This is a genomic window from Bradyrhizobium sp. AZCC 2230 (genome assembly GCF_036924495.1).
GTDB lineage: Bacteria > Pseudomonadota > Alphaproteobacteria > Rhizobiales > Xanthobacteraceae > Bradyrhizobium > Bradyrhizobium rifense.
In genome coordinates this window covers 735,986-754,077 of sequence record NZ_JAZHRS010000001.1, presented here as the reverse complement: position 1 = coordinate 754,077, position 18,092 = coordinate 735,986, and the positions used below count along the sequence as shown (strand labels likewise).

Sequence of the window (18,092 nt, the reverse complement as noted above, 5' to 3'; positions counted from 1 at the left end):
CTACCCCTCCTCGTTCGAATTGGTTGATGCGTCGTGCTCGTCGACGAGACGCAGGCGCGCTGTGTCGCCCGCGGATTTCGCCTGCTCGCCGAGTACGCGCAGCATCTCGGCGCAGAGCGCCTCGGGCGAGCGGCCCATGGCATAGCCCTCGAGAATGATTCCGATGGCGACCGCCCAGAATCGTCGCGAGCTTTCGTCGGGTGCGCGCAGCGAGCGCCAGCCGTGGCGCGCCACCTGGCCCGCATAAGCGCGTGCGCCTTCGCTGTGCAGGCGTTCGATGGTGCGCTCGACCAGCGGCGCCAGATCCTGTCGCCGCCGCGTCATCGTCAGCGCCTCGGCGAAGAAGGCAATCGAATCGCTCGCCGTCACGGTCTCGGCCAGCGCGTGGGTGTATTCCCGCGGCGTGCGCGCCTTCAGCGCCGCCTGCTCGGTCGCGCGCGCCAGATACAGGAGATCGCGGCAGGCGCACTCGACGAACAGCGCCTCCTTGGTGCGGAAGTAATAGGTGATCTGGCTCGGGAAGGCGTCCGCCGCGGCTGCGATATCGGTGATTGCGGTGCCCGACAGCCCCCGCTCCCGAAACAGCGGGCTGGCGGCATCCAGCAGCAGGGACCTCATCTTGCGCCCGGCTGAGCGGGTCGCCCGCGCGGCATGTTTGGGGTCGCCAGCGGCCTCAAACGGCTCCTGATCAAACGGTTCCTGGGCCGACTTTTCCACCATCGGATCCTCTCCCTGATTTATTTGTATGACATACAAACAAAGAGATCAAGCCGGATGTGGTATATTCAAGCCGGATGTGGTATATGAAGACCGGTCCCCACCACCCTCACCGGGACGATCCGGGCCGAAAACACGGCCGCAAACCTTGCCAAGCCGGCCAAAATCCGTATAACGCGCGCATCCGCAGACCCCGGCCGGGAGCTGAACGGACGGTCTCAGCAAATCATTCGTGATTTTGGTGTGGCAGGGCCAGTCGGCCCGTCGTCCCGTGTTTCCGCCTTCTGAGCTTAATCCCAGAGTCCTTTCCGAAGGTCTCTTAAGGGCTTGACGCCGGGCAATGCGCTAACACGAGGAAAGGACGACTATGGCTCTCTATGAGCATGTTTTTCTCGCGCGCCAAGACGCGAGCACGCAGCAGGTCGAAGAGCTGACTGCGCAGATGACCGGAATCGTCGAGGGTCTCGGCGGCAAGGTCACCAAGACCGAGAATTGGGGCGTTCGCTCCCTCACCTACCGCATGAACAAGAACCGCAAGGCGCACTTCGTGCTGCTCAACATCGACGCGCCCTCCGCGGCGATCGCCGAGATCGAGCGCCAGGAGCGTATCAGCGAAGACGTGATCCGCTATCTCAGCGTCCGCGTCGAAGAGCTCGAGGAAGGTCCGTCTGCGATGATGCGCAAGGCCGATCGCGATCGCGAGCGTGACGACCGTGGCGGCGGCTTCCGTGGTGAGCGCGAAGGTGGCTTCCGTGGCGACCGCGAAGGCGGTTTCCGTGGTGGCGATCGTGATGGTGGCGGCTTCCGCGGCGATCGCGGCCCGCGCCGTCCGCGCGACGAAGCTGAAACCACGACGGATGGGGAGTAAGACCAATGGCTGAAGCTGGTGCACGCCGTCCGTTTTTCCGTCGTCGCAAGAGCTGCCCGTTCACGGGCGCGAATGCTCCGAAGATCGACTACAAGGACTCCAAGCTGCTGATGCGTTACGTCTCGGAGCGCGGCAAGATCGTGCCGAGCCGCATCACCGCGGTGTCCGCGAAGAAGCAGCGTGAGCTCGCCCGCGCCATCAAGCGCGCGCGGTTCCTGGGCCTGCTGCCCTACGTCATTCGCTAAGACGAATTCGACCGGCGGCGATCACGCCGCCGGTCGCGACTTTTTGAACTCATAAGGCTTCCGGGTCGTCCGGTCGCCGATGGTTGGGGCAAAAGCGCCTCTAACCGCTCGAAGGGAGCGGGACAGCTGATGATGGTATTTGGACTGATAGCCCTGATCGCCGGCGCTGCGTCGGCCCTGATGTTCGCCTCGATCGTATCAGGCGCGCTGATCTCGCTTGTCCTGGTTTATCTCGCTCCGCTGCCTCTCATGCTCGCCGCGATCGCCTGGGGACCGCTCTGCGGCGCACTTGGTGGCCTTGTCGCGACGCTCGTCATCGCCGGCGCACTCAGCCCGCCCCTCGCTCTCGGTTATGGTCTCGCATTCGCGCTGCCGGCCTGGTGGCTTGGTCATCTCGCCATGCTGGGAAGACCCGTGGCTGGCGGAATCGCGGGCTCGGATGCGGCTCCGCCCCAGGTCGAATGGTATCCGCTTGGACGTATCCTGCTCTGGATTGCCGCGCTGGCGACGCTGCTGACCGCGGGATCGCTGTATTCGCTGGGGAGCGATGCGTCGGCCATCAGCGATGCGATGCGCCGCGGCTTCGCCAAAATTCTTTCACTGGTGAGCGAGACGACCGTTACCGAGAGCGATCCCCGCGTCGGCCTGATGGTCGCGGTCATTCCGGTTCTGGTCGCCGCATCGCAGATGGCGACGCTGACCTTGAATCTCTGGCTTGCCGCCAAGGTCGCGGCTGTGTCAGGTCGGCTGCATCGGCCCTGGCCGGACCTCAGCAGCACGAGCTTGCCGCCGATGACGCTGGTGGCACTCTGTGTCGCGCTTGCGTTCAGCTTCTTCAGCGGAATGACCGGCATTCTCGCCGTCGTCGTCACGACCGTCTTGATGATGGCCTACGCGCTGGTCGGCTTTGCCGTTCTGCACACCATCACGCGCGACCTCGCCAATCGCGGAATTTGGCTCGCCACCGCCTACGCCATCGTCTTCATGTTCAGCGTGAGCCTCATCCTGCTGACCGCCCTTGGGCTTGCGGACGCCGTGTTCGGCTTCCGCGAGCGCTACCTGCGCAACCGGCAACCGCCGCCATTGCCGACAACTTAAGTTCAACCCGAAAACTGAAAACCCAGAGCACATCAAAGGAGAACGAATATGGAAGTCATTTTGCTGGAACGCGTGAGCAAGCTCGGCCAGATGGGCGAAGTCGTGAAGGTTCGCGACGGCTATGCCCGCAATTTCCTGCTCAAGCGCGGCAAGGCGCTGCGCGCCACCGCCGACAACCGTGCCAAGTACGACGGCATGAAGGCCGATCTCGAAGCGCGCAACCTCGCGTCCAAGGGCGAAGCGTCCAAGATCGCCGAGAAGATCCAGGGCAAGAACATCATCGTGATCCGTCAGGCGTCCGAAGCCGGCCAGCTGTTCGGCTCGGTCACGGTGCGTGACGTGGTTGGCGCGTTCGAAGCCGATGGCGTTTCGCTCGACCGGCCGCAGGTGCAGCTCGATGCGCCGATCAAGACCATCGGCAAGCACTCGATCACCGTCGCGGTTCACCCCGAGGTCGAGGTCGAGGTCACCGTCACCGTCGCGCGCAGCCAGGACGAGGCCGAGCGCATCAACCGCGGCGAGGACATCTCGACCCGCAACGAGGACCGCGATGCGGCCGCCGAAGCGATCGCCGCCGCCGGCGAGTTCTTCGATCCGGAAGCCCAGCACGACGATGCCGAGCCGGCCCCGGCTGCAGAAGAGACCGAGAAGTAAGCCTCGCATTCGCGCAAGCTTACGAAGCCCGGCTGCCTCAGGCAGCCGGGCTTTTCGTTTTGGGCGCGACGTTGCTCTAATGGCGGTCAAGACGACGCGAAGACCGCGCTCGGCGCGGCCTTCGCAGATCGACGGGATTATCGGCTTAGCGCGAGATCGGCGGCGCCGGCGGACCGGATGACTCGGCAGGTGCAGGTGACGGCGCCGCGACGGGCGCAGACGATGCCGGCTCGGCCGGCTTGGCCGCCGGTTCGGAGCTGGGCGCAGGCTCGGCGGGTTTGGAGACGGCCGCTTCCGCAGGCTTGGGCGGAGCCGGTTCAACCGGCTTGGCGACTGCCGGCGGGGCCGCTGTCACCTGCGGCACCGGATCGGGGCGCAGAGCCGGCGTCTCGCTGGCGCGGGGCTCGACCTTGGCGCTCTCCGGCTTTGCCTCCGCCGGCTTCTCGGCCGGCTTGGCGCTGTCGGGCTTGGACTCGTCGCGACCGGAATCGACCTTGGCGCTCTCGTTCTTTGGTTCAGTCTTGGGTTCGCTCTTGGGTTCGGATTGGGGCTCAGTTTTGGAATCGACCTTGGGCTCAACCTTCGGCGCGGCTGCGTCGTTCGTCTCCGGCTTGCCGCGCTTGCTCATGCGCTTGCCCTTGCGGCCCTCGGGCGGTTGCTCGGTGGAAGCCTCAGGCTTTGCGCCTTCCTTGGCGCCTTCCTTGGCACCCTCCTCGCTTGGCCGAGCCGCGCGCTTCTGGCGGCCTTCAGGCGCCGGGTTAGCAGCGCCGCCCTCGCCCTCCGGCTTGGCGGCCTCTTGCGAGCGCTGGCGGCGGCCCTGGTGCTCGGGCGACTGCCCAGGATTCGTGGCGGCGTCCTTCTCCTTGGCGCCGTCCTTCTTGTCCTTGCCGTCCTTGCCACCGTCCTTGGACTGATAGCGGGCGTCGGTGGCGCCATTGGAGACGAGATAGGAGGCCAGCACGCCGGCCATGTCCGGGCTGGTGGTGTAGTGCTGACGCAGGAAGCCCGGCAGTGAACCCGGCGATACCGTTTTCAACAGCCCGCGCGGGCTCTTGTGGCAGGCATTGCAGGTCTGCGCGAAGATCTGGGATGGGGCCTTGCCGGCCTCGAGGTTCGTCGCCTGCGCCAGGACGGCATCGGAGGCGCCGAAGCCGATCAGAAACAGCACCGTGGCGAGGCTGAGCGCTCGGCTCGACATTCCCATCATCTCCATTGAAATCCGACAGATACGGCCGGCGTCGGGGCGCGGCGGCGGTCACCTTTTAGCCGATTGCGCTGCGAATGGAAGCGCACTCATCAAGCATGTGATTACGCGTTTTTCGAATATCGGGTTTGAACACAACGCATTAGCGGTCCGGGAATAGGCTGCCTAGATTTACATGCGAACGCATGGGAACCATTATAGTCCCACGTGTGACGGCCGGGTTTGTTCGCTTCTTTTCGGGTTCGCTCGAGAGGTGTGTGTCGATGGACCGCTTGTTGCGTAAGTTCTTGTCCCAATTCATCCGCCGCGGGTCGATGACCGTGACGACCGCGGGCGGACTGAAGTTCACTGTCGGCGACGGCTCCGGCGAGCCGGTCGAAGTCCGCTTCGTCACTGCCGATGCACAAAGGAGGGTCCTCATCAATCCCGAACTCGGGCTTGGCGAGGCCTATATGAACGGCGAATTCGCCGTCGAGCGCGGCAGCATAGCAGATGCCCTCGCGATCCTGCTCGATCAAGCCGACCTGTTGCCGCACTGGGCAAAGCCCTGGTGGCACCTGCGCTATCTGGTCCGGCACCTGAGGCAGTTCAATCCGCGGGCACGCGCGCGGAGCAATGTCGCTCATCACTACGATCTCGATGCGCGGCTCTATTCGCTCTTCCTCGACGCCGACAAGCAATATAGCTGCGCCTATTTCGAGACGCCGGACGCGACGCTCGACGACGCGCAGCTCGCCAAGAAGCGGCACGTCACCGCAAAGCTGCTGGTCAGTCGTGGCCAGCGTGTGCTCGACATCGGCTCAGGCTGGGGCGGGCTCGGCCTCTATCTCGCCGAGATCGCAGGCGCCGACCTGACCGGCGTGACGCTGTCGACGGAGCAGTTGCAGGTTGCGAATGCGCGCGCCGCCGAAAAAGGCCTGACGCGACAGGCGCGCTTCCTGCTGCAGGACTATCGCGACATCGATGGCCCATTCGACCGCATCGTCTCGGTCGGCATGTTCGAGCACGTCGGAGCCAGGTTCTACGACACTTACTTCAAGCGCTGCGCCGAACTGCTCAGCAATGACGGCGTCATGCTGCTGCACTCGATCGGCCGCTCGCAGGGGCCGGATTCGACCAATCCCTGGATCGCCAAATACATCTTCCCGGGCGGCTACATCCCGTCGTTGTCGGAGGTGCTGCCCGCGATCGAGAACGCCGGGCTATTGGTCTGCGACGTCGAGATCCTGCGCCTGCACTACGCCGAGACGCTGAAGGCCTGGAGGGAACGTTTCATGGCGCGTCGGGAAGAGGCTGTGCAGCTTTATGACGAGCGCTTCGCGCTGATGTGGGAGTTTTACCTCGCCGCCTGCGAGATGACGTTCCGCAAGCAGGGCATGATGAACTTCCAGCTCCAGCTCACCAAGCGCCAGGGCGTGGTCCCCGTGACCCGCGACTATATCGCGCACGAAGAGGCCCGGCTGCGCGCCCTCGAGGGTGGCGCCAGGCCGAAGCTGAAGCTTGCTGGTGAATGAGTTCTGCTGGTGAATGAGTTCTAATGACGCAGGGTCGAAATCGGCGGGATCCGGAAAGACGCCGGCAACGCTAGCTGGGCTCGCAATGCCGCGAGGGTCTCAGGTGCGACAGGCAGACGCCGCTGCTCGGGCCGCGCGGCATGCTCCATGGCCACGATCAGCCCGGACAGCCAAAGCCGACTGCCAGCCTCGCTTTGCCAAACCTGTCGCTGCCGTTCTGGCCGCATCGCTTGCCTCGTCTCCCTGGTGGCAGGTTACGGGAGACAATCCCCCACCCGCCATTCCTGTTCCGGGGTACCCCGAAAGAATCCGGGGAGATGTGATCTGCTTCACATAAGTCTGGTCGGTCCTGGCCTAGATCGTCGCCATGAGCAAAGAGACCCAAACCTCATTCGACGTGCAGGACGACCTCCGCACCGATTACGCCCTGATTGCCACCGGCGTCGGCGCGGCCCTGGTTGCGCTGGTCTACCTCCTGCTGGTCTGAAACCGGCGCCGAAAGCGGCCGACGTGCGTCATTTCGCGCGCTCTTTGATACGTCTGCGCCTCGATCCATAAGGTTCACGGCATCCGGATTTTTCCGTGGTGCGGTCGCGGCCTCTTCAAGCGCCGGGCGAGTTCCGCAAAAGTCCGTCAAGCGCGGCGCACGCTGCGCCGCTAATCATCCACCATTTTTAATGATCGGTTGATAGCGACGAGCTTTTGCTTCCGCTTCGGGCTGCGTCGGCGCTTTATCCCGGCCCCGCATCCGCCCCAGAAAATTGCTATCGCTCGATCATGGCCCTGACTGATTCGAACGTCCTCAAACTCGCGCCCGAACCCGGAACTCCCGCTTATCGGAGCGCGCCGCATAATATCGAGGCGGAACAGAGCCTTCTGGGCGCGATTCTGGTCAACAACGACGCTTTCTATCGTGTCTCCGACTTCCTGGAGCCGAAGCACTATTTCGAGCCGCTGCACCAGACCATCTACGAGACCGCCGGCAGCCTGATCCGGATGGGCAAGATCGCCACGCCCGTGACGCTGAAGACGTTCCTGCCTGCCGACACCGATGTCGGCGGCATGACCATCGGCCAATATCTGGCGCGGCTTGCGGCTGAGGCGACCACCATCATCAATGCCCAGGACTATGGGCGCACCATCTACGATCTTGCGCTGCGTCGTGACCTCATCGGCATCGGCGAAGACATGGTCAATGTCGCCTATGACGCGCCGGTCGATTTCGCGCCGCGGGCGCAGATCGAGGACGCCGAGCGCCGCCTCTATGAGCTCGCCGAGTCCGGCCGTTATGACGGCGGCTTCCAGAAATTCTCGCAGGCGTTGGCGGTCGCGGTCGATCTCGCGGCAAAGGCGTTCCAGCGCGACGGAAAGCTGTCCGGCATCTCCACGGGTATGCGCGACCTCGACACCAAGATGGGCGGCCTGCAGCACTCCGACCTCATCATCGTGGCCGGACGCCCCGGCATGGGCAAGACGTCGCTGGCGACCAACATCGCCTACAACGTCGCCAAGGCCTATGTCGCCGAGCTCCAGGCCGACGGTACCATGAAGGCTGCCAATGGCGGCGTGATCGGCTTCTTCTCCTGCGAAATGTCGGCCGACCAGCTCGCCACGCGTATCGTGGCCGAGCGCACCGGCATTCCCTCCTCCCACATCCGCCGCGGCGGCATCTCGGAAGCCGATTTCGACAAGATCCGGGAGGTCTCAATCGAACTGCAGTCGCTGCCTTTCTATGTCGACGCGACCGGCGGCCTGTCGATCGCGCAGTTGATGGCGCGCGCGCGCCGGCTGAAGCGCCAGAAGGGCCTCGATCTGCTCGTGATCGATTACATCCAGCTGCTCTCCGGCTCAGGCAAGCGCGCCAGCGACAGCCGCGTGCAGGAAATCACGGAGATCACGACGAGCCTGAAGGCGCTGGCGAAGGAGCTCAACGTCCCCGTGATCGCGCTGTCGCAGCTCTCGCGTCAGGTCGAATCCCGCGAGGACAAGCGACCGCAGCTCTCCGACTTGCGTGAATCCGGATCAATCGAGCAGGACGCCGACGTCGTGCTGTTCGTTTACCGCGAGGAATATTACCTCGCGATGAAGGAGCCGCGCCCGGGCACGCCCGAGCACGAGAAATGGCGCCTGGACATGGACCTTGCGTACGGCAAGGCCGAAGTCATCATCGGCAAGCAGCGCCACGGCCCGACAGGCACCGTCGATTTGGCGTTCGAAGCCTCGGTCACGCGGTTCGGCGACCTCGCGCCTGACAGTCAGATGCCTGCTCGCAGCGGCAACGACTACTGAGTTCCTTGAACCGGACCTGTCTCTTGCGTAAAACGGCGCCATGATAATGGCGTCCGACCCGAACATGATCCCGCAATCCGGCCTTCTCTCCGCGGAGGCCAATCAGGCTGCCGCGCTCGCAGCCCACGGCGGCGTGCTCACCGTCGATCTCGACGCCATCATCGCCAACTGGCGCAAGCTCGAGAAGACCGCCGTGCCGGCGGAGTGCTCGGCGGTGATCAAGGCCGACGCCTATGGCTGCGGCACCGCGCAGGTCGCACAAGCGCTGAACAAGGCCGGCTGCAAGACCTTCTTTGTTGCCACCATCGAGGAGGCGCGCACCGCCCGCGCGGCGGTACCGGACGCCACGATCTACGTGCTCGGCGGCTATTTCCAGAACACCGGCGAGCACTACGCCAAGATCAACTGCCGTCCCGTGATCGGCGACCTCAACGAGCTCGCCGAATGGGACGTGTTCTGCCGCCGCACAGGCTGGTCCGGCGGCGCCGCGATCCACATCGACACCGGCATGAACCGGCTCGGGCTGACGCTCGCGGAAGCGCAGGCCATCATCCCCCGCATCAATGCCGGCGATCACGGCATCACGCTGGTGATGAGCCATCTGGTCTCAGCCGAGCAGCTCAACAGCCCCGTCAACGCCAAGCAGCTCGCTTCCTTCCGCAGCATCGCCAGCGAATTCTCCGGCGTGCCGGCGGCACTCGCCAACTCCTCGGGTATCTTTCTCGGCGCGCCCTTCCAGTTCGACCTTGTTCGGCCGGGCGCCGCGCTGTACGGCGTCAATCCCACGCCGGAGGCCGACAATCCGATGCAGCCCGTGGTCGATCTCAAGGCGCGCATCGTGCAGATCCGCGCCATCGAGCGCGGCGAAAGCGTCGGCTATGGCGGCACCTGGACCGCGCGGCGACCGACCAAGCTCGCGATCATTGCGGTCGGCTATGCCGATGGCTATTTCCGCGCGGCCAGCTCCAATGACGGCACCCGCGGCGCCGAGGTGATCGTTGCCGGCAAGCGCTGCCCGGTGGCGGGCCGCATCTCGATGGACCTGATCGCAATCGACATCACCGACCTTCCGCCGAACGCGGCGCGTCGCGGCCACATGGTGACGCTGCTCGGCGATGGCATCACTGTCGACGAGTTGGCCCATCATTTCGGCACGATCGGCTATGAGGTGCTGACCAGCCTCGGCCGCCGCTACGCCCGCGTCTACAAGGGCGGCAATGTCGTGGAGCCGCTGGCAAAGCCGGAGCCAGCGCAGGCAGCCGAACAGCCGCCCTCCCTGCCGCCGGTCGAGCAGCCGACAAGCCCGCCGCCACTGCCAGGCTGAGCTGTCGGCCGCTTACTTCTTCTTTCTGCTGTCGAGCGCCGCCTTGCAGGTCGCGCTGAGCTGGTCGCGCTTGCCGTTCAAGCACGCGACGATGCCGCCGCCAGGCGCGATGCCGGCGCAGAATTTGTCGTAGTCCGCCTTGCATGCGCCGCGCGGATCGGCCGATTGTGCGGAAGTGGCCCCGGAGAGTGCGACGACGAATGCAATAGCGGCAAAGCTCAACTTGGACATTGTATCTCCGGTGTCGGGACGTGCGAGGCGATCAGCTCTACATGAAGATTGCGACATTCAACATCAACAACATCAACCGCCGCCTGCCCAATCTGCTCGCATGGATGCGCGCGGCCAAGCCGGATGTCGTCGCACTTCAGGAGTTGAAGGCAAGTGATGGCGAATTTCCGGCAGCGGCAATCGAAAAGGCCGGCTACGGCGCAGTCTGGCGCGGACAGAAGACCTGGAACGGCGTCGCCATCCTCGCCCGCAACGCCGAGCCGGTGCTGACGCGCGACCGGCTGCCGGGACGGCCCGACGACCACGAGGCGCGCTACATCGAGGCCGCCGTGCGCGGCGTCATCGTCACCAGCATCTACCTGCCGAACGGCAATCCGCAGCCTGGGCCGAAGTTCGACGACAAGCTGGACTGGCTTGCGCGGCTGAAACGCCACGCCAAGACCTTCATCAAGCAGGATCTGCCCGTGGTGCTCGCCGGCGACTACAACGTCGCGCCGACGGCGATCGACATCTATCCGACGCGCTCATGGGACAAGGATGCGCTGATCCAGCCGAAAAGCCGCGCGGCGTTCGCCTCGCTCGTCGAGCAAGGCTGGTGCGATGCGATCCGCGAGCTGCACGGAGACGAGCGCATCTACACGTTCTGGGACTACAAGCGGAATCGCTGGCCGCGCGATGCGGGCCTCAGGCTCGACCATCTGCTGCTCAGCCCTGCCCTCGTCTCACGCCTGGCAAAGGCCGGCGTCGACAAGACTGTGCGCGGAGAAGACGGCGCGAGTGATCACGCGCCGGCGTGGGTGGTGCTGAGATAGATCACCGCCCGTAATAATCCTGCACCGTGTCCCATGCCGCCTTCTGCAGCAGCTGCACCGTCTCCGGATCGATCCCCATCGTGTAGGAATTGCCAACCGGCGAGCGGCCGGTCAGCGCGGCCAGCGTCACACACGCCGCGAGATAGGTGCCGGCGGGGCTGGGGTGCCGCTTGTCCGGCGCATAGAGATTGAGCTCCGGCTGCAGCTTGCGCACGCGCGCGAAGGCGAGACCCGCGGGAATGACGAGCGCATTATTCGCGTTGCCGGCGATCGTATAGGCCTCGGCCAGCCCTTCCGTCATTTCCGGCTTGTCGAGATAGGCCCAGGACATGAACAGCACCGGCCGCATGTCATGCGCGCGTACGATCTCGCTGTCCTTCTTGGCGAAGGTGGTGAACGCGTCCTTCAGCTGCGGATGAATCGGACACTGGCTGCAATCCATCATGACGACCGTGTCGAACTGCCTGCCCGGCTTGTTGAAGACGACAACGTTCTGGTCGTCGAAGGAATAGGCGCCCAAGCCGCCCGGCCGCAGCAGATTGTCCATGTCGTGCCAGTCGAGGCCGGAGCCGCCGATCGTGGCCATGGTGTTGCGATAGGCCGCCTTGTTGGCATCATCCGCGGCCCGCTCCATGAAGGAGAGATGTCCGGGCATGCCGTTGTTGTAATAGAAGAAGCTGTTGCCGACGAACAGCGTAGCCTTGGGAAAGTCCGGTCCGAGCGTTGTGACCTTCGGCTTGGTCTGCGCTTGCACATTGAAACCGGCTGCAACGGCCAGACACATTGCGAGCACGACTCGCGCAAAAAGACGCACCATGGCTTCCTCCCCTTTTCTTGGGCCGGAAACAAATCAGCTTTCCCACGCCGGCTCAAGGGGACGGGTGTGCAAGCAGATATGCGCGAGGCTGCGTGCTCACCACAAATTCTTGCCGTCAATCGTGTTGACCGGCACGGCCTCCAGATCGAAATCGTCGAACAGGCGCGCATTCACGCCGACCTTGGGATTGTCGAAGTCGGGCTTGCCGCTCGACCAGTCCGGCGACTCCGAATAGGTGCCGCAGCCGCAGCTTGCACAGAAATGATGTTTGACCGTGCGGCTGCCCCAGAGATAGGTCGCGACGCTCTCGGGCGGCGACAGCAGGCGGAATTGCGCTGGCTTATAATAGGCCCACAACGCGCCGCGCTTGGCGCAGAGCGAACAAGTGCAGCGCGTGACGCTCGAGGGCGCTTCTGTCACCTCAAACACCGTCTCACCGCAATGACAGCTTGCCTCGATCGGCATGACCCACACCCTCCATTTGTCAGGAGCTGGTCTTAGCCCGCCCCTGCTGCCAACATGCTGTCAGCAGCGGGATCACATCATGGGATAGCGGCTTTCGGGTCGCATCAACAAAAATCTGAAAAACAACCCCATGCACAGTAGCCGCCCCTGTCTCCGCTCGGTGGACTACGCCTAATCCGAAATTCGAATTGACTCGTCGGGCAAAACACTGGCAGGGATGTCATGATCGAGCCTGACCGGTGCGCTTCGTCACCCTGCTGATGTCGGATCCGGAGTTCGACGATTGAAAGCTGGTCGAAACCGGCATGCCGGTGCGTGGCGCAATCGACTCGCGCGCCCAGGACGGATCGCCCACATCGCTGCCCGAGGCTAAACTCTTCCGATTCGCGGAGCCCCGCCCTTGGCCTTTCTCTTCGTCCTCAGCGTCGGCCTGATCGCAGGCACCATTTCCGGCATCGTCGGCACGGGCTCGTCGATCATGCTGATGCCGGTGCTGGTCTATGCCTATGGGCCGAAGGAGGCCGTGCCGATCATGGCGGTCGCCTCCGTGATGGCGAATTTCTCGCGCATTCTGGCGTGGTGGCGCGACGTCGACTGGCGGGCCTGCCTGGCCTACTCGGTCACAGGCATTCCGGCGGCGGTGCTGGGCGCACGGACGCTGCTCGCCCTGCCCGCGCACGCCGTCGATCTCGCCATCGGCATCTTCCTGATCGCGATGGTGCCGGTGCGGCACTGGCTGGCACGGCACGATCTCAAGGCCAATCTCTGGCATCTCGCGATCGGGGGCGCGATTATCGGCTATCTCACCGGCATCGTGGTCTCGACCGGACCGCTCAGCGTGCCGCTGTTCCTGTTCTACGGCCTTTCCAAAGGCGCCTTTCTCGCAACCGAAGCCGCCGCCTCGCTCGGCATCTACTTTGCGAAATCCGTGACCTTCGAGCGTTTTGGCGCGCTGACGCACGATGTCTTCATCAAGGGCCTGGTCGCAGGCTCCTCACTGATGGCCGGCGCTTTCGTCGCGAAGCGCTTCGTGCTGCTCCTGAAGCCGGAGATGTTCCGTATGGTGATGGACGCGATCATGGTCGCGGCGGGGCTCTCCATGCTATGGAACGCTCTGCAATCCCCCTGAGCACCGATTCATCCCCATGGCCAAGAACACGCTTTCCTTTGTCTGCCAGAACTGCGGCGCGGCCTATAACCGCTGGCAGGGCAAGTGCGAGTCCTGCGGCGAGTGGAATACGCTGGCCGAGGAAGACGCGACCGGCAGCGTGCCGGTCTCGATCCGCTCCAAGCGCAAGGGCCGGACATTTGCGCTGGAGAGCCTCGCGGGCAAAAGCCCTGACGCGCCGCGCCTGTCCTCTGGGCTGACCGAGCTCGACCGCGTCACCGGCGGCGGCTTCGTCCGCGGCTCGGTGCTGCTGGTCGGCGGCGATCCCGGCATCGGCAAGTCGACGCTGTTGACGCAGGCGACCAGCCTGATGGCGCGCGCCGGCCACCGCATCGTCTACATCTCCGGCGAAGAAGCCATCGCCCAGGTGCGGCTGCGCGCCGAGCGGCTCGGGCTGTCGGATGCGCCGGTGCAGCTCGCGGCCGAGACCTCGGTCGAGGACATCGTCTCGACACTGTCGGAAGGTGCCGTCCCACGACTGATCGTGATCGACTCGATCCAGACCATGTGGACCGACACGGTGGAATCCGCGCCCGGCACGGTGACGCAGGTGCGCGCCTCGGCACAGGCCCTCATTCGGTTCGCCAAGAAGACCGGCGCGGCCATCATCCTGGTCGGCCACGTCACCAAGGACGGCCAGATCGCCGGCCCTCGCGTCGTCGAGCACATGGTCGATGCCGTGATGTCGTTCGAGGGCGAAGGCTCGCAGCAATTCCGAATCCTGCGCGCCGTCAAAAACCGTTTTGGCCCGACCGACGAGATCGGTGTGTTCGAGATGACCGGGCTCGGCCTGCGCGAGGTCACAAACCCGTCGGAGCTGTTCCTGTCCGAGCGTGACCTCGGCACACCAGGCACCGCAGTCTTCGCGGGCATCGAGGGCACGCGGCCCGTTTTGGTCGAATTGCAGGCGCTGGTCGCCCCGACCTCGCTCGGCACCCCGCGCCGCGCCGTGGTCGGCTGGGATCAGAGCCGTCTCTCGATGGTGCTGGCGGTGCTGGAAGCCCATTGCGGGGTCAAGCTGTCCGGCCACGACGTCTATCTGAACGTCGCAGGCGGCCTGCGCATCCACGAGCCGGCAGCCGATATGGCCGCCGCGGCCGCGCTGGTTTCATCCCTGGTTAATGCGCAGTTACCCACCGATGCGGTCTATTTCGGCGAGATTTCGCTCTCCGGCGTCATCCGCCCGGTGGCGCAGACCCCGGCCCGGCTCAAGGAAGCGGTCAAGCTCGGCTTCAAGCGCGCCGTGCTGCCCGAATCGGCCCGGGGCGGTGATGCCAGCGGTGACGCTGGATTGACCCTGAACGCGGTCAACAGCCTCACCACCCTGGTCGCTGAAATCGCCGCCAAGGGCTCCCGCCGTGGCGACTCGAACCCGCCCGCGGAGAAAAATGCCACACCGGCAAGATTCCGCCGTGGAGAGGGGTAGCTGGAGGTGACGTCAAGCGTCCCCACCGCTATACAGCCGTCACAAAAGCAGCACGGGATTGCGTGGTTACGGCCTTGCCGGGAACGTCGTCTGGCCTTCAGTTAGGGCGGCGGCCAAACACCGATTCGCTGAGCACCCTTTGAGAGCACGAGCGGACCAGACCAGCCGATGCCAGTTACCCTCCTCGATCTGATCCTGCTCGGTGTGATGCTGATCTCGGGCCTGCTTGCAATGGTCCGCGGCTTCATGCGCGAAATCCTCTCGATCGCGGCCTGGGGCACGGCGGCGATCGTGACGCTGTACTCGTTCTCCAAGCTGCTGCCGACTGCGAAGACCTATTTCAACAACGACACCGTCGCGAGCGTGGTCGTGGTCGCCGGCGTGTTCGTCGGTACCCTGGTCGTGGTCTCCGTGATCACGGTCCGGATCTCCGACATGATCCTGGATTCGCGCATTGGCGCGCTGGACCGCACCCTTGGGTTCCTGTTCGGGCTGGCGCGCGGGCTCTTGATCGTCGTGGTGGCCTTCCTGTTCTTCACCTGGCTGGTGCCGGACAAGCAGCGCCCGGACTGGGTCTCAGGGGCAAAATCCCGCGTGGTGCTCCAGGGAACCGGGGATTGGCTGATGTCCCTCTTGCCGGATGACCCCGAGAACACCATCTTGAAGAGATTCAAGAAAAACAAACCAGATGATGATCAAGCTGATACCGAACAGCAGCCTTCGGGCACTGGCGACGGATACAGCAAACCTGCTCGTGACAGCCTCAAGAAGCTGATCGAGAAACCTGCGGCGCGTTGATTCAGCCAACAGAGAGGCGCGGACGAAATGCGACACCCTGACCAGGACGCCCAACTTGATCTCGATACCGGCCCGGCCGCGCTAGAGCTTCAGGACGACCTGGAGGGCGATACGCTGCGTGAGGAATGCGGCGTCTTCGGCATCTACGGCCACCCAGATGCAGCGGCCATCACCGCACTCGGTCTTCATGCCCTTCAGCACCGCGGCCAGGAGGCGGCCGGCATCGTCTCCTACGACGGCAGCCGCTTCCACTCAGAACGCCGCCTCGGCCTCGTCGGCGACACCTTCTCCCGCCGCGAGGTGATCGACCGCCTGCCCGGCAACATGGCGGTCGGCCATGTCCGCTATTCCACGACCGGCGCGACCATCCTGCGCAACGTGCAGCCGCTGTTCGCCGAGCTCAACGCCGGCGGCCTCGCGGTCGCCCACAACGGCAACCTCACCAACGGCCTGACGCTGCGCCGCGATCTCGTCAAGCACGGCGCGATGATGCAGTCGACCACCGACACCGAGGTGATCCTGCATTTGGTCGCACGCTCCAGGCGCGCCCGTTTCATCGAGCGCTATATCGACGCGCTGCGCGAGATCGAAGGCGCCTATGCGCTGGTCTCGCTCACCAACAAGAAGCTGGTCGGCGCGCGCGACCCGCGCGGCATCCGCCCGCTGGTGCTCGGCGACCTCGACGGCTGCCCGATCCTGACGTCGGAGACTTGCGCCCTCGACATCATCGGCGCGCGCTTCGTGCGCGACATCGAACCCGGCGAAGTCATCGTGTTCGACGAGAGCGGCCAGGACATCCACAAGCCGTTCCCGCCGATCGCGCCGCGGCCCTGCATCTTCGAATACATCTACTTCTCCCGTCCGGATTCCATCGTCCACGGACGTTCCGTCTATGAAGTGCGCAAGGCCTTCGGCGCCCAGCTCGCCAAGGAGAGCCATGTGCCGGTCGACGTCGTGGTGCCGGTGCCGGATTCCGGCGTGCCCGCCGCGGTCGGCTACAGCCAGCATTCCGGCGTGCCGTTCGAGCTCGGCATCATCCGCAACCACTATGTCGGCCGCACCTTCATCCAGCCGACGCAGGCGATCCGCGAATCCGGCGTGCGCATGAAGCATTCGGCCAACCGCGCCGCGATCGAGGGCAAGCGCATCATCCTGATCGACGACTCGCTGGTACGCGGCACCACCTCGAAGAAGATCGTGCGCATGATGCGCGATGCCGGCGCCAAGGAAGTGCATTTCCGCCTCGCCTCCCCGCCGATCCTCTATCCCGATTATTACGGCATCGACCTGCCCGATCGCGGTGGCCTCCTGGCCGCGACGCATTCGCTCGAGGAGATGCGCGAGATCATCGGCGCCGACTCGCTCGCCTTCCTCTCGATCGATGGCATGTACCGCGCCATGGGCGAGCCCGGCCGCGACCCGGCCAATCCGAAATTCTCGGATCATTGCTTCACCGGCGCGTATCCGACTCATCTCACCGACCAGACCCAGACCGAGCCGCAACCGCGGCAGCTATCGCTGCTGGCTGAGGCGAGCTGACCCTGTCGTCCTGGCGAAAGCCAGGACCCATTACCACAGGCCTCAGTGGTTCGAAGAAGGTGTAACAACCATCTTTCACATGCCATACCGTCACGGCGTATGGGTCCTGGCTTTCGCCAGGACGACGCTGGATAGAACCTCTTGATGACCAAACCCCTCGCTGACCGCATCGCTCTCGTCACCGGCGCCTCGCGCGGAATCGGCTACGCCACCGCCGTTGTGCTCGCCAGAGCCGGTGCGCATATCGTTGCCACCGCTCGCACGCAGGGCGGGCTCGAGGAGCTCGACGACGAAATCCGCAAAGCGAGCGGCAACAGCGCCACGCTAGTCCCGCTCAACCTCACCGATTCCGACGGCATCGCGCGGCTTGGCGCAGGCCTGCACGAGCGCTATGGCAAGCTCGACATTCTCGTCGGCAATGCCGGCGTGCTCGGTCCCTCCTCGCCGGTCGGCCATATCGAGCTCAAGACGTTCAACGACGTCATGGCCGTCAACGTCTCCGCGAACTTCCAGCTGATCCGCTGCATGGAGCCGTTGCTGAAGCAGTCCGACGCCGGCCGCGCCGTGTTCATCACCTCGGGCGCCGCCAACAAGGCCACCGCCTATGTCAGCCCCTACGCCGCCTCCAAGGCCGCGCTGGAGACGCTGGCGCGTGCCTGGGCGCAGGAGACCGCGAACACGCCCCTGCGCGTCAATTTGTTCAATCCGGGTCCGATCCGCACCCGCATGCGCGCAACCCTGATGCCGGGTGAAGATCCCGCCACGCTTGAGACGCCCGAGCAAGTCGCCGAGTTCATCGTTCCGCTGTGCGCGCCCGACTGGACCGAGACCGGCAAGTTCTACGACTACAAGAGCCGCAGCCTGATGAGCTTCCGCGCGCCGGCCTGATTGACTTAACCGCCTCCCCGCGATTGACTGCCCGC

At 64.6% G+C, this 18,092-nt stretch carries 18 protein-coding genes; 13 read left to right on the top strand and 5 right to left on the bottom strand.

All coding sequences use genetic code 11. The features are described 5' to 3' along the window. Complete coding sequence (locus V1280_RS03475; protein WP_334519008.1) at positions 1-720, bottom strand: TetR/AcrR family transcriptional regulator C-terminal domain-containing protein; 720 nt, start codon at positions 718-720, stop codon at positions 1-3. Positions 721-1,084: 364 nt separating this feature from the next. On the opposite strand from V1280_RS03475, the gene rpsF reads away from it, so the two are divergent. The 4 genes from rpsF (at position 1,085) to rplI (ending at position 3,582) form a co-directional block, all read left to right on the top strand. Continuing rightward, on the top strand, positions 1,085-1,585 hold the full coding sequence (gene rpsF / locus V1280_RS03470) for a 30S ribosomal protein S6 (protein ID WP_148770971.1): 501 nt from the start codon (positions 1,085-1,087) through the stop codon (positions 1,583-1,585). A gap of 5 nt (positions 1,586-1,590) precedes the next feature. Further along, positions 1,591-1,830, top strand: coding sequence for a 30S ribosomal protein S18 (rpsR, locus tag V1280_RS03465; protein WP_007592020.1), 240 nt, complete (start codon positions 1,591-1,593; stop codon positions 1,828-1,830). Positions 1,831-1,959: 129 nt separating this feature from the next. Continuing rightward, complete coding sequence (locus V1280_RS03460; RefSeq protein WP_334519004.1) at positions 1,960-2,928, top strand: DUF2232 domain-containing protein; 969 nt, start codon at positions 1,960-1,962, stop codon at positions 2,926-2,928. Positions 2,929-2,976: 48 nt separating this feature from the next. Then, positions 2,977-3,582, top strand: a complete 606-nt coding sequence (gene rplI, locus V1280_RS03455) for a 50S ribosomal protein L9 (RefSeq protein WP_334519002.1) — start codon at positions 2,977-2,979, stop codon at positions 3,580-3,582. Between the two features lie 145 nt (positions 3,583-3,727). Here the strand turns inward: rplI and V1280_RS03450 are convergent, their stop codons facing one another. Next, positions 3,728-4,780, bottom strand: a complete 1,053-nt coding sequence (locus V1280_RS03450; protein ID WP_334519000.1) for a hypothetical protein — start codon at positions 4,778-4,780, stop codon at positions 3,728-3,730. A 269-nt stretch (positions 4,781-5,049) separates the two neighbouring features. Here V1280_RS03450 and V1280_RS03445 point away from each other — a divergent pair, with 269 nt between their 5' ends. From V1280_RS03445 to alr, 3 genes are all read left to right on the top strand, one after another. Further along, positions 5,050-6,300 carry a cyclopropane-fatty-acyl-phospholipid synthase family protein gene (locus V1280_RS03445; protein ID WP_334518997.1) on the top strand — a complete coding sequence of 417 codons (1,251 nt, stop codon included), beginning with the start codon at positions 5,050-5,052 and terminating at the stop codon, positions 6,298-6,300. A 777-nt stretch (positions 6,301-7,077) separates the two neighbouring features. Then, positions 7,078-8,589 carry a replicative DNA helicase gene (locus tag V1280_RS03440; protein ID WP_334518994.1) on the top strand — a complete coding sequence of 504 codons (1,512 nt, stop codon included), beginning with the start codon at positions 7,078-7,080 and terminating at the stop codon, positions 8,587-8,589. Between the two features lie 46 nt (positions 8,590-8,635). Continuing rightward, positions 8,636-9,913: an alanine racemase gene (gene alr / locus V1280_RS03435; RefSeq protein WP_334518991.1), complete on the top strand. Its 1,278-nt coding sequence runs from the start codon at positions 8,636-8,638 to the stop codon at positions 9,911-9,913. Positions 9,914-9,925: 12 nt separating this feature from the next. Here alr and V1280_RS03430 read toward each other — a convergent pair whose 3' ends face one another. After that, positions 9,926-10,144, bottom strand: a complete 219-nt coding sequence (locus V1280_RS03430) for a cysteine rich repeat-containing protein (protein WP_148770963.1) — start codon at positions 10,142-10,144, stop codon at positions 9,926-9,928. Between the two features lie 41 nt (positions 10,145-10,185). Here V1280_RS03430 and V1280_RS03425 point away from each other — a divergent pair, with 41 nt between their 5' ends. Continuing rightward, positions 10,186-10,956, top strand: coding sequence for an exodeoxyribonuclease III (locus V1280_RS03425; RefSeq protein WP_334518985.1), 771 nt, complete (start codon positions 10,186-10,188; stop codon positions 10,954-10,956). 1 nt (position 10,957) lies between these two features. Here the strand turns inward: V1280_RS03425 and V1280_RS03420 are convergent, their stop codons facing one another. Further along, entirely contained in the window at positions 10,958-11,773 is an 816-nt protein-coding gene (locus V1280_RS03420; RefSeq protein WP_148770961.1) for a DUF4886 domain-containing protein, read from the bottom strand. 96 nt (positions 11,774-11,869) lie between these two features. Beyond that, positions 11,870-12,238 carry a GFA family protein gene (locus V1280_RS03415; RefSeq protein WP_334518977.1) on the bottom strand — a complete coding sequence of 123 codons (369 nt, stop codon included), beginning with the start codon at positions 12,236-12,238 and terminating at the stop codon, positions 11,870-11,872. A gap of 400 nt (positions 12,239-12,638) precedes the next feature. Here V1280_RS03415 and V1280_RS03410 point away from each other — a divergent pair, with 400 nt between their 5' ends. The 5 genes from V1280_RS03410 to V1280_RS03390 all read left to right on the top strand — a co-directional run bounded on the left by V1280_RS03410 (position 12,639) and on the right by V1280_RS03390 (position 18,057). Then, positions 12,639-13,367 (top strand): sulfite exporter TauE/SafE family protein, encoded by a 729-nt coding sequence (locus tag V1280_RS03410; protein WP_334518974.1) that lies wholly within the window; start codon positions 12,639-12,641, stop codon positions 13,365-13,367. Between the two features lie 16 nt (positions 13,368-13,383). Continuing rightward, complete coding sequence (radA, locus tag V1280_RS03405; RefSeq protein ID WP_334518971.1) at positions 13,384-14,832, top strand: DNA repair protein RadA; 1,449 nt, start codon at positions 13,384-13,386, stop codon at positions 14,830-14,832. 168 nt (positions 14,833-15,000) lie between these two features. After that, positions 15,001-15,630, top strand: coding sequence for a CvpA family protein (locus tag V1280_RS03400; RefSeq protein WP_234680617.1), 630 nt, complete (start codon positions 15,001-15,003; stop codon positions 15,628-15,630). A 27-nt stretch (positions 15,631-15,657) separates the two neighbouring features. Further along, positions 15,658-17,169: an amidophosphoribosyltransferase gene (purF, locus tag V1280_RS03395; protein ID WP_334518963.1), complete on the top strand. Its 1,512-nt coding sequence runs from the start codon at positions 15,658-15,660 to the stop codon at positions 17,167-17,169. A gap of 144 nt (positions 17,170-17,313) precedes the next feature. Further along, positions 17,314-18,057, top strand: coding sequence for an SDR family NAD(P)-dependent oxidoreductase (locus V1280_RS03390; protein WP_334518960.1), 744 nt, complete (start codon positions 17,314-17,316; stop codon positions 18,055-18,057). Positions 18,058-18,092 lie beyond the last annotated feature (35 nt).

Bases quoted from the DNA above. Each gene is read 5' to 3' on its own strand.
- V1280_RS03475 (WP_334519008.1), bottom strand. From the start codon at position 720: ATGGTGGAAAAGTCGGCCCAGGAACCGTTTGATCAGGAGCCGTTTGAG.
- rpsF (WP_148770971.1), top strand. From the start codon at position 1,085: ATGGCTCTCTATGAGCATGTTTTTCTCGCGCGCCAAGACGCGAGCACG.
- rpsR (WP_007592020.1), top strand. From the start codon at position 1,591: ATGGCTGAAGCTGGTGCACGCCGTCCGTTTTTCCGTCGTCGCAAGAGC.
- V1280_RS03460 (WP_334519004.1), top strand. From the start codon at position 1,960: ATGATGGTATTTGGACTGATAGCCCTGATCGCCGGCGCTGCGTCGGCC.
- rplI (WP_334519002.1), top strand. From the start codon at position 2,977: ATGGAAGTCATTTTGCTGGAACGCGTGAGCAAGCTCGGCCAGATGGGC.
- V1280_RS03450 (WP_334519000.1), bottom strand. From the start codon at position 4,780: ATGTCGAGCCGAGCGCTCAGCCTCGCCACGGTGCTGTTTCTGATCGGC.
- V1280_RS03445 (WP_334518997.1), top strand. From the start codon at position 5,050: ATGGACCGCTTGTTGCGTAAGTTCTTGTCCCAATTCATCCGCCGCGGG.
- V1280_RS03440 (WP_334518994.1), top strand. From the start codon at position 7,078: ATGGCCCTGACTGATTCGAACGTCCTCAAACTCGCGCCCGAACCCGGA.
- alr (WP_334518991.1), top strand. From the start codon at position 8,636: ATGGCGTCCGACCCGAACATGATCCCGCAATCCGGCCTTCTCTCCGCG.
- V1280_RS03430 (WP_148770963.1), bottom strand. From the start codon at position 10,144: ATGTCCAAGTTGAGCTTTGCCGCTATTGCATTCGTCGTCGCACTCTCC.
- V1280_RS03425 (WP_334518985.1), top strand. From the start codon at position 10,186: ATGAAGATTGCGACATTCAACATCAACAACATCAACCGCCGCCTGCCC.
- V1280_RS03420 (WP_148770961.1), bottom strand. From the start codon at position 11,773: ATGGTGCGTCTTTTTGCGCGAGTCGTGCTCGCAATGTGTCTGGCCGTT.
- V1280_RS03415 (WP_334518977.1), bottom strand. From the start codon at position 12,238: ATGCCGATCGAGGCAAGCTGTCATTGCGGTGAGACGGTGTTTGAGGTG.
- radA (WP_334518971.1), top strand. From the start codon at position 13,384: ATGGCCAAGAACACGCTTTCCTTTGTCTGCCAGAACTGCGGCGCGGCC.
- V1280_RS03400 (WP_234680617.1), top strand. From the start codon at position 15,001: ATGCCAGTTACCCTCCTCGATCTGATCCTGCTCGGTGTGATGCTGATC.
- purF (WP_334518963.1), top strand. From the start codon at position 15,658: ATGCGACACCCTGACCAGGACGCCCAACTTGATCTCGATACCGGCCCG.
- V1280_RS03390 (WP_334518960.1), top strand. From the start codon at position 17,314: ATGACCAAACCCCTCGCTGACCGCATCGCTCTCGTCACCGGCGCCTCG.